The sequence below is a fragment of the Gilliamella sp. BG2 genome (assembly GCF_046635645.1).
GTDB lineage: Bacteria > Pseudomonadota > Gammaproteobacteria > Enterobacterales > Orbaceae > Gilliamella > Gilliamella bombi.
The window spans coordinates 1-10,999 of sequence record NZ_JBIDFF010000036.1 but is presented as its reverse complement, the minus strand read 5'-3'; the positions used below and the strand labels follow the sequence as shown (position 1 = coordinate 10,999).

Sequence of the window (10,999 nt, the reverse complement as noted above, 5' to 3'; positions counted from 1 at the left end):
TTTGCTCTTTGTGCTTTGTGCTTTGTGCTTTGTGCTTTGTGCTTTGTGCTTTGTGCTTTGTGCTTTGTGCTTTGTGCTTTGTGCTTTGTGCCAAAAATGATACTGCATTACGTTCCTCGTGTCAAGTAATATTTTGTTTTATTTCGATTTTTTATAATTATTCGCTTATTTTCCTATAGCAATAAGAGTATAGCCGTTTAAAAAATAGTTGGCTAGTTTTTTGGCGGACTTTTTTGTAAAGAAATGTAAATAAATTTAAAGAAACATAAAGATAGAAATGATTCAGTTATAAAAGTAGGTGAATTTTTTAATTAAAATATGATGTCAGATTTCAGGCATTTTAACCTTTGGTGGAATGATTATTATTGCTGATAACATCTAAAACACAAACACGCCCAACAACTCAGTTTGGCGTGCTAGCTTTACTTCGTTATTGGTATATTTTGATGCTGTGATAAGGCAGGCATATTAGCATTGTGGTGCTATAAGTGTGTTTTGCTCTAAAAAAGTTCAGGTAGACTATTGATTTTATTGAAGTTTTTATTTGCATTTTTAAATAAAATCAACCGTTTATAGGATAGTTTTTTATTACATTGAATTTGGCTTTTTAATAAAAGCGCTTTTGTTATTTAATAACAGTGGTTTAATAACCGTGTTTAATAATAAAAGCTCTAGGCTAAAAGTCATTGCTTGTTCAGCGTCCCAACTAACTCACAGGCTGCATGCTTGGTTATATTACCTCTATTTACACCATAAACGCCCATACCCTATTCATAAGGTGTGGCGCAAATAACAGGAAATTGGAACATATCCTGACCATCAGCAATAAGACCAGCAATAAAATCTTTACCCATACCCATAAAATCCATAACCATGCCTTCAGCCGTAACCGCATAGAAGTCACTCGTCCATAAATATTGCAAGGCGGAAGGTTTTTCGCCGTAATCGCCCACACGACCCCATTCAGTAAAAAATCCAGCACCAATTCGTCGTTGATAAAAATTACCTGCTGAAGAAGGTTTAGCACCATCTGCATCGCATGGAAACGGCATCATCGGCCACGAAATACCGCATTTCGCATTGGTTAAATCGCTTATCCGTGACATTTTATAACCCAAACTATCACACCATGTTGATTGTTTTACAAAACCAAACATATGATAATAGTCCAAACCACGACTAACGAACCACTGCTTTAACACAAATCCATACTTCACCTCATTACCAAGGCTATCTGTTCCCACCAACTCAAATGTCTGTGGTAAAGATGGGACTTTCAGTCGGCTAGGAGAATCTGAATCTAGCTGACTAGGACTTGCACTAGGACCATTTAATGTTACCCGCGTAACATAATAATCTTCCTGATATCTCTCAGGAATCCAAATATCACTGTCACTTAATTGGATTGGTCTCCTCCAACTTACCGTCGCTTTTATATCCCCTTTCGTCTCAACATGCCAAGTCAACTGACTTGCATCTCCACCTTCAATACCTAAATCAAAATATAAACCATCTAAGCCCGTAGTTGGAAAATTAAGTCCATAATCGGATGAATTAGTTGCCTGAACAAGAAAACCTTCTTTAGAATCCCATATGTTAGGTGGACCTGCGAAGTCCATCCCCCAACCATCAGTAATACTACCATATCTTAGATTTGGTCTTACGTATCGCACAAAGTAACAACTGCCAGATGAATTCGGTTTGATGTAATATAGCACTGTACTATCATCAAAAGCACTTCTATTTGGCACTCCATACTGAGTTGTTAAACTACCTTCTGTGCTACTTAATATTATTTTATAAGGCGCTTTACAAATATCTAGTGTATCGCTACGATTAACAGCATTACCATCTTTGTCAGCAAAATAAACCGACAAACTTCCCGTTGCCGTAACTTTGTCATCACCATCGCCATCATCATCTCCCCAATTACCTCGAGTAATTAAATCATTTAAACTAATTGAATTTGTCCCCTGTGGCACCGCCATGTGTATATCATTAAAAGCACTTCCATTAATTAAGGTTATCGGATTTGTCGGACTCGATAAATTAGTTGATGGTCTGATGGTACTACCATCAGGCAACTCAATAGCTAATAACGTGTCAGTCGTTGTTGCTTTTATTCGTCCTCCTTCAAACGTAAAGTACGGCGCACTACCATGAATGACCTTAGATGTACTTACCATTAATGCCTGTAAGCTAAATGAATATGGTAATAGCGACATCAATAGCAAAGACAACGGAATTGGAAATTTGAGGATAAATTTTAATCGTGAAACAAATACAAATGAATCGACAGATTTATTTGATAAAATAAAAAATTTTAAGAATTTTTTAAGATTTAAATGGTTAAAAAGATTTAAGACATAAGCCTTCCAGTGCTGAAGTCTAAAATAATACTGCATTACGATCCATCCATTAAATAATTCTTTATATTTATACTTATTTATTCATTAAATAAGCTTATCTTCCATAATAGATAGAATTATAACTATTAAAAAAAAACTAGCTAGTTTTTTAGCAATTTTTTTGTAAAGAAATGTAGAGATGAGCAGAATGATTAATATTGCTGATAACATCTAAAACACAAACACGCCCAACAGCCCAGTTTGACGTGCTAGCTTTACTTTGTTATCGGTATATTTTGGCGCTCTGATAAGGCAGGCTTATTAACATTGAGGTGCCAAAAGCGTGTTTCTTACTCTAAAATCGCTCAGGTAGGATGTTGATTTTATTTAATTTTTTGTTTTATTGAAATTAATTCGCTATAAAGTATCTTTGGAAATTTTATATTTTGTTTAAAGCCTATTTGAATGCATTTAAATATTACATGCTAGCTTTAATTTGTTCATAATAAAAAATTCTTACTTGAGATGCTGATTTTCTTAGTTGTCAGCACATTTTGATATTGGAATGTACCAACAACTAGGCAATGTTCTGCTTTATAGACTCTATTTAGCGTAGAATTAATGTTTGACCTATTTACCAATACAAAACGAACTGAATATACGGCCTAATAAATCATCAGAAGTAAATTCTCCTGTGATTTCGCTTAAGGATTCTTGCGCTAATCTTAGCTCTTCCGCAAGCAATTCACCAGCATGGAAGGTGACTAGTTGGTGTTTACCATTATTTAAGTGCTCGGCTGCCTTTTCAAGTGCTTGAAGGTGGCGGCGTCGGGCTAAGAATCCACCTTCAGTGCTGCTAGTAAAGCCCATGGCCTGTTTTAGGTGTTCGCGCAATAAGGTAACGCCTTCGCCTGTTCGTGCCGAAAGTTGAATGAGTGAGTAGCCGTTTACTTCGCTATATCCTAGCTTTTCGCCTGTTAAATCGGCTTTATTACGAATTACGGTTACTGGCATATTTTTAGGTAAGCGTTCAATAAATTCAGGCCATAGCTTTTCTGGGTTGGTTTCTGTTGTGGTTGTGCTGTCAACCATAAATAATACACGATCAGCTTGCTCAATTTCTTGCCAAGCACGTTCTATACCAATTCGTTCCACTTCGTCACTAGCTTCTCGTAAACCTGCGGTATCAATAATGTGTAGTGGCATGCCATCAATATGGATATGTTCACGCAGTACATCACGCGTGGTGCCTGCGATATCGGTCACAATGGCAGCTTCACGCCCAGCTAACGCATTAAGTAAGCTTGATTTTCCTGCATTAGGACGCCCTGCTATGACTACTTTCATGCCTTCTCGTAACAGTGTTCCTTGTTTAGCTTCTTGGCGAACTTCGCTTAAACGAGTTATGACTTGGTTAAGCTGTGCTTCTATTTTGCCGTCAGATAAAAAGTCAATTTCTTCTTCAGGAAAGTCGATTGCTGCCTCGGTAAATATGCGTAAATGAATTAAGGATTCAACCAAGGCATTCACTTTTTTAGAAAATACTCCTTGCAAAGATGATATTGCCGATTTTGCCGCTTGTTCTGAGCTAGCATCAATCAAATCAGCAATAGCTTCGGCTTGAGCCAGATCTAGCTTGTCATTTAAAAATGCACGCTCTGAAAACTCTCCCGGCTTTGCAATGCGGATGTTAGGAAGTTCTAATATACGCTTTAAAAGTAGATCCAAAATAACTGGACCACCGTGCCCTTGTAATTCAAGTACATCTTCGCCTGTAAAAGAGTGTGGATTTGGGAAAAACAGCGCAATACCTTCATCTAAAATTGAACCATCAGTAGCTAAAAAAGGAAGATAATGCGCATACCTTGGTTTGGGTATTTGCCCTAATACTGCCTGAGCCACGGCTTGGGCTTGGGGTCCAGAAATGCGCAATATACCTACGCCACCACGACCTGGTGGTGTTGCTTGTGCAACAATTGTGTCTGATTTCATATTTATCTGTAACTGATTTAAATTTTAATAGTTAATGATATCATGGACGCACGGCAAAAACAGTAGTTACCCGTGCTTTTGCCGTGATGCGCCAATAATTCTAGTTAGATGGTTGACTGGGTAATTGGTTTTCAGGGGGGGTACTATCGCTTGGATGGTCGAATAACCAAGAATTTGCTAGTGCTAGGGGTTCTCTTATTAATGCGATATATTTATCTCTTTTAGTCAAATCTAATGGCGCGGCTAAGCCTGATACTTCGTTAATTCCTGAACGTTTAGCAAGCATTAGCGATCTCAATAAATGAAAATCATTGGTTACCACAACCGTTTTGCCTAAAGGTAATATACGATTTGCATAAATAAATTGTTGGGCTGTTCGGGTTGATTTGTCTTCCTGATAAATTCGATTAGCATCGATCCCTTTTTCAATTAAATATTGAGCCATTACACTAGCTTCAGTTGCAGATTCGTTTTTGCCCTGTCCGCCACAAACAACAACTTTGGTTTGTGGGTTATTTTGTAAATAATTTATGGCAATATTTAAACGCTCGGCTAAGGTTGAAGAAGCTATGGCTGGTGTGTTAATCACTTGGGCTCCCAATACGACCAAGGTATCGGCATTTTTTATTGGTTTTTGCAACGAAGATATATAAATCGCAATGTTAGCAATAATGAAATAGGCTAATATTAAGGCTATACCATACTTTATTGATTTTGTTATCATCCATTTTTTCCTTTATTTTTTATAACAATTTTCAAAATGATCGTTAATTAATCCCATGGACTGCATAAAAGCATAACAGATGGTAGAACCAACAAATGTAAAACCTTTGTTTTTTAGCGCTTTTGACATTTTTTCTGATATATCAGTACTTACGGGAACTTCGCTTTTATCATTAAAATGGTTAATAATTGGTTTATTATCAACAAACGACCAGATAAATGGCGAGAAATCTTCACCATTTTTTTGCATGTTTAAATAAGCATGAGCATTTTTTACAATGCTATTTAGCTTTAAACAATTACGAATTAGTCCTTTATTTTTTAAAAGATGTTCAATATCTTCAGGCGTTAGCTGAATAATTTTGTGTGGGTCAAAATTAAAAAAGCAACGTCGATATTCATCTCGTTTTTTTAGAACAGTGATCCACGATAATCCCGCTTGTTGCCCTTCAAGGCAAATTTTTTCAAATAGTTTAAGGCTATCATATTGGGGGTTGCCCCATTCGTTATCGTGGTAATGAATGTATATTGGGTCATCCAAAACCCAACTACAGCGTACTTTGTTGCTATTTGTCATCAAATTTTATCCAATTTATCCATTATTGATTATGCTTTATCGTGATTTATATTTTTTAAGCTTCGATTAATTGAATTATAAATCAAATAAGTAGTTTTGTTACATACATTAAATTTTTTTATGATGAAAAAAAAGCCTTTTTTTTGTGGCAGAATGAATCTCACGTTTTTAACTTAAATCAATAAAAGATAGATTTTTTATTTTTTAACTTAATTTAATAATAAGGTTTTTCCATGAGTCAGTCTGTAATCAACGCGGAATGGCAGCCTAGTGCTCGACCATTAAATCGACAGGATTTTAAAACGTTAGTTTTGTCCTCTTTGGGTGGTACATTAGAATTTTATGATTTTGTTATTTATGCGCTTTACATCGATACCATTGTAAAACCACTATTTTTACCGCATTTTTTATCGCCATTAACGTTAGATTTATTTGCATGGGGTATTTTTGCTGCTGGTTATTTGGTTCGTCCTGTTGGTGGCATTATTATGGCGCACTTTGGTGATAAAGTGGGACGTAAGCGAATGTTTACCTTAAGCGTGGCTATGATGGCATTACCTACATTTATCATTGGTGTTTTACCAACTTATGAAGTGATTGGTATTTTTGCACCTCTGTTATTATTAGTAATGCGTATGCTTCAAGGTGCCGCAATCGGTGGTGAAATGCCAGGAGCTTGGGTGTTCATTGCTGAGCATGTGCCAAAGCAACGTTATGGTTTAGGTATCGGTACGTTAACTTCAGGTATTACTGGCGGTATTTTACTTGGCTTTATTGTGACTATCATTATTGATCTTTGTTTTACCACCGTAAATATTTTAGATTATGCTTGGCGTATTCCGTTTATTATTGGTGGTATTTTTGGCGTTATTTCGGTTTATTTACGTCGATTTTTATCTGAAACACCTATCTTTAAAGAGTTAGCGGCACGCAAAGCAATTGAAAAGAATATTCCTGTCGTTACCGTGCTTCAAAAACATAAAACAGCTTGCCTAATTGTGGCTCTTTTGACTTGGTCGTTGTCGACGGCAATTATGGTGGGTATTTTGATTACACCGGGTCGTATTGTTGGTGGCATGTACCATTTTGCTAATCTTGATTGGCGTATTGGTGGTTGTATTGCTGCACTAACTTTGACTATCGGTTGCGTTATTTTTGGTTGGCTAGAAGATAAAATAGGTACAACCAAAACTATGCTAATTAACTGGGGCGGACTTGCTATTATGAGCATTGTATTTTATAGCTCTTTGTCGCCAGATATGTCCTTAACTAAACTTTATTCGCTTTGGGCTGTATTTGGGCTATTTATTGGTTCTGTTGCAATGACAGCAATAGTTGGTACAAGAGCTTTCCCTCCTGCGATTCGTTATTCGGGTTTGTCATTTTCGTATAATTTAGCCTATGCGCTATTTAGTGCATTTACACCAACATTAACCATTTATCTATTAAGCCCTGAACATTTATTAGGTCAATATAGTTATCTTGGTGCTGGTATTTACATCTCTTTTGTAGCGTTAATTGCGGTTGGGGTCGGTTTCTTTCCTTTAGCTAAAAATGGCTGGCAAAGTGATGCAAATCATTAATCGATAAAAGCCTAAATAATAAAAACATTAATTATAAAAATATTAGGGCGTGTTGATCTTTCGTGATTATTTTTTAGACGGCATGATGTGAGTTATAATAATTCTGCAAAAAAACAACCATAACTCGATTCATCATGCCAAGAACTGATCCTCGCCAAAATATTAGACAGTGCCCACCTCTATTCATAAAGTTTTCTACTTATTCTTTGGTTTCGTAAATACGGTTTAATTTGAAACTCCATTGACAGAACTAATCCAAGCTCATCTTTCAGGAAGCTTATTGAACTTTGATATCAAACGAGGGTTATCTGTACAGCAGGAAAGTAGTGCCTAAAACAGGGAAATGGCAATAAATAGTAACTTATCTAGAGGTATTTAGATCTAAATATAAGCCCAAATGCCTCAAAAAAGCGCGGTTAAAAATTTAGTTTGAGTGAAGCTTTACTGTACAAAGGTCTCAATAAAAATCAAAGTTGTTTATACATATGGTAATTTATCAGTACCTGATTTTCTCTGGATATTTTGTTAGCCCGCTTTATTTTAAAACCCCATTTTTTGAAAATTGGCATGGCCACTTTTGAAGCATCTACACTTAATTGTGTAAGCTTTTTCTGGTGGGCCAAGTCAAGCACATGGTCATAGAGTTTTCTAGCTATGCCACGCTTTTGAAAGTCAGGATGCACATACAGACAGTCTATGTAACCATCATCTCCAAGTTCAACAAACCCCGCAAGGCTTGAGCCAAAGATAGCCATCCAAGGCTGAGTGTTATTTAAACGTTCTAACCACTTCTGATAATCTGGTGGTGTTGAGCACCATGCTTCTTGCTGTGCTTTGCTGTAAATATCGGTATCAATAGCATGAATAGACGAATAAAACAAATCGCATATTTCAGAGGCATAGAGTGAAGAGTATGGTTTTACTTCGATTTTAGATGCAGCATTACCCAATTTGTTTCCTTTTTTCATTATGATTTGCTCTATTTGGTGTATGATCCTCGCCAAAATATTAGACAGTGCCCACCTCTATCATTTTTTCGTTTTGGTAATATTGTTGTTCATATTGTTCAAGTGATACCTAGCCATTGGCTGAATGACGGCGTATCCGATTATAATAGATTTCAATATATTCAAATAGTGCTTTATTAGCCAGTTTCCTCGTTTTGTAGTAACAGTCATGAATAATATGGGTTTTGAGTGTATGAAAAAAACTCTCAACAACCGCATTATCAAAGCAGTTGCCTCTTCGACTCATGCTTTGCCTTAGCCCATATTGTAACAATAATTGCTTGAAATCAGCACTGCAATATTGGCTTCCTTGGTCACTATGAATGAGTGCATTTTTAGGAAAGTGACGCCGAAATAAAGCTTGTTTTAATGTATTACACACTAAATGGCGGTCTATGTAGCGACTACTGTTTTTGGATATACTCGCTGAGTTTAGCTGATTTGTTTGCTCTTTTTAACCAAGCATAATAACCCGATGAACTGACACCAAGTAATGAGCATATCCTAGTAATGGGATAGCAGATTAAATGATTTTTCATATAAGCGTACTTCATCGATTTGGATTGTTAATGAAGTACACATGCGCCTTTTTTAGTAAATCATTAGCCATTTTCAGTTCTTTAATCTCTTTTTCTAACGCCATTATCCGCTGTTGCTCAGCGGTTAACTCTCGACGGCTAGTTTTATTCGGGGAAAGTTGCCTAATCCATTTATCTAGGGTTGATTTACCCACACCTAGATGGTTGGCAAGTTCGCTGATAGAAAGGTGTGCATTAGATAACGCATAATCCACTGATTGTTGTTTGAATTCGATACTAAATTTTTTGACCATGATATTTGTCATCCTATGATTTTTGTTTATATCATAGAGGTGACTTTTGTCCACTTTTTTGGCGAGGATCAAAAGGCTAAAGTACGAAGATGATCGCCTGATTGAAATTGACTATCGCTATCAACAGAAATATCATTTTAATAAGTTAGAGAGTCTTCTTCTATTTGAAGATGATTCAACTTCAACAAAACAGAGTAGGGACAGAGTAAGGGTGAGCAAAAATGAAAGATTAATTCACTACTACCCTTATCGACAACAGTTTTACTACTATTTTACGCCTGGCGATGAACCAACAACAGATTAATATAACTATAGGCAGTTAAGCTAGTCTAAATTAATAGGATAAATGATGAAAGATAAATTACAGCAATTATTAGACGAATATCAGCAAAATTATAATAAGTTTACCTATGGTCACTATTTAGATCCTGATAATATTGAAGATGCAATAAAAATGGGGTTAGTTGGCTGTTTTTACTTAGATAAAGCCTATAAACCCGAAAAACGCCAAGCTATCGGTCAAGTGTTAGCGCTTTATGATAAGCATTGGGGCGATAAACTTAAACATGGTTTTTTTAATGCCAATCCAAATAAATTATATTTTTATCAAGATTTTAGTTTAGCGCAGAAACTGGAATTGATTAACGAATATGCTTTAGATACATTAAATTTTTATTGGAGTAATGTTGATAATTTGGAGTTCACCCCTGAATATTTAATTAAAACTTTTTCAATGGCTGGATGGTATGAAAAGGTACATAAATCGATAAGCTATGTTCAATTTTATTTACCAATTAATGAGCTTAAAAGTTTTGGTGTGGACTCACTTGTGGAGTTAATAGGTCAAATCAGCGAAATTTTACAGCCTATGCATGGCTTTTTTGGATTAGGTATTCAACATAGCCATGAGTATTATGATTATCAATATTTAGAATATGAATTAGCGCATAAATACTTAGGGCTTGATATTTCAAACGATGAAGCAGATGAACATTTAAGAGACGGCTTTAAATGCATTAACTGGCTCACTATCCTTAGTGATCAGCTAGTTACCGATAAATTAGGTAGCCTTGATGAATTAAAACAACGCAATCAAGACGAAGCCATTACCTTTTACCCGTACAAGGGTGGGGTTGTTGTTCGGGCTGGCGAAGTTCCTGAACTGGGCGATGTAAGCCGTAACCCTTACCCTAAGCACTATGTCAACGTTAACGCGCTATTAAAACCAGCGCGAGCGCCTGAAATTGCCTCATTGGGTTTTGGCTCAATCAATGGGGAAATTCGCTTTAATAATCGCACATCAAAAGAGTGGCAATGCCGCTTTGATGATGTCACTGCAACCGGCTTACCGAAAACAGATGAACAAATAGAGCAAACACCCGACCAAACGGGGTTAGCTGTGCCCATTCGTATTAAAACAGGTGAACTTTGCCCCCATACTGGGCTTTATTCTGCAACCATTAACGGCAAAATTGAGTACCGTGAATTAATCAACGGAGATAAAGTGACGCCGTTTATTGATAGTGATACAAAGCAAACCTATACCGATATTACATGGACATTATTACGTCGGGATGACGGTGGCAGCGTTTATATTAAAAATTAAACAAATAGCGTTAAGCGATATCTACCTTACGTTATAAACTATCTAATGAAAGATAAGTAATAGTAATTATTAGATGAATATATGATATCTTTTTACTATGAGCCAACGTACTTGGCAAAAAAGCGAATAGAGGTTAGCAATAAAAAGAAAGCAATGTAAATAATAAAGGTAGCCGTTATTTAAAATTAATTCTAAATCAGATAACATTTGATAGTGAAAGATTTTCTTTCTACAGAATATCTTTATATATTGATTAGGGGCTGTTGATCTTTGCTGTACATAAATTACTCAACAATACATTGGCAGCCACATTAACATAAATGCCAGTGAT

At 36.1% G+C, this 10,999-nt stretch carries 8 protein-coding genes and 1 pseudogene; 3 read left to right on the top strand and 6 right to left on the bottom strand.

All coding sequences use genetic code 11. The features are described from left to right. Nucleotides 1-767: 767 nt before the first annotated feature. From ACGH6Q_RS11090 to ACGH6Q_RS11075, 4 genes are all read right to left on the bottom strand, one after another. The gene (locus tag ACGH6Q_RS11090) at nt 768-2,405 is read right to left on the bottom strand and encodes a hypothetical protein (protein WP_411592831.1); all 1,638 of its coding nucleotides are present in this window, start codon (nt 2,403-2,405) and stop codon (nt 768-770) included. 573 nt (nt 2,406-2,978) lie between these two features. After that, nucleotides 2,979-4,340, bottom strand: coding sequence for a tRNA uridine-5-carboxymethylaminomethyl(34) synthesis GTPase MnmE (gene mnmE, locus ACGH6Q_RS11085; RefSeq protein ID WP_296317207.1), 1,362 nt, complete (start codon nt 4,338-4,340; stop codon nt 2,979-2,981). 100 nt (nt 4,341-4,440) lie between these two features. Next, nucleotides 4,441-5,064, bottom strand: coding sequence for a YdcF family protein (locus tag ACGH6Q_RS11080; RefSeq protein ID WP_065589466.1), 624 nt, complete (start codon nt 5,062-5,064; stop codon nt 4,441-4,443). A 12-nt stretch (nt 5,065-5,076) separates the two neighbouring features. Continuing rightward, the gene (locus ACGH6Q_RS11075; protein WP_411592830.1) at nt 5,077-5,640 is read right to left on the bottom strand and encodes a DNA-3-methyladenine glycosylase I; all 564 of its coding nucleotides are present in this window, start codon (nt 5,638-5,640) and stop codon (nt 5,077-5,079) included. Nucleotides 5,641-5,873: 233 nt separating this feature from the next. Between ACGH6Q_RS11075 and ACGH6Q_RS11070 the strand changes: the two genes are divergently transcribed. Beyond that, complete coding sequence (locus ACGH6Q_RS11070) at nt 5,874-7,223, top strand: MFS transporter (protein WP_065589464.1); 1,350 nt, start codon at nt 5,874-5,876, stop codon at nt 7,221-7,223. Between the two features lie 467 nt (nt 7,224-7,690). On the opposite strand, the gene ACGH6Q_RS11065 is transcribed toward ACGH6Q_RS11070, so the two are convergent. Together ACGH6Q_RS11065 and ACGH6Q_RS11060 are read right to left on the bottom strand one after the other, a co-directional pair. Next, nucleotides 7,691-8,191: a GNAT family N-acetyltransferase gene (locus tag ACGH6Q_RS11065; protein WP_411592829.1), complete on the bottom strand. Its 501-nt coding sequence runs from the start codon at nt 8,189-8,191 to the stop codon at nt 7,691-7,693. A 40-nt stretch (nt 8,192-8,231) separates the two neighbouring features. Further along, a pseudogene (locus tag ACGH6Q_RS11060) lies at nt 8,232-9,062 on the bottom strand (DDE-type integrase/transposase/recombinase). Nucleotides 9,063-9,108: 46 nt separating this feature from the next. On the opposite strand from ACGH6Q_RS11060, the gene ACGH6Q_RS11055 reads away from it, so the two are divergent. Both ACGH6Q_RS11055 and ACGH6Q_RS11050 read left to right on the top strand, forming a co-directional pair. After that, a complete protein-coding gene (locus tag ACGH6Q_RS11055) occupies nt 9,109-9,366 on the top strand; it encodes a hypothetical protein (protein WP_411592828.1) in 258 nt (85 codons plus the stop codon). 45 nt (nt 9,367-9,411) lie between these two features. Then, the gene (locus ACGH6Q_RS11050) at nt 9,412-10,668 is read left to right on the top strand and encodes a type VI immunity family protein (protein ID WP_411592827.1); all 1,257 of its coding nucleotides are present in this window, start codon (nt 9,412-9,414) and stop codon (nt 10,666-10,668) included. The last annotated feature ends 331 nt before the right edge of the window (nt 10,669-10,999 follow it).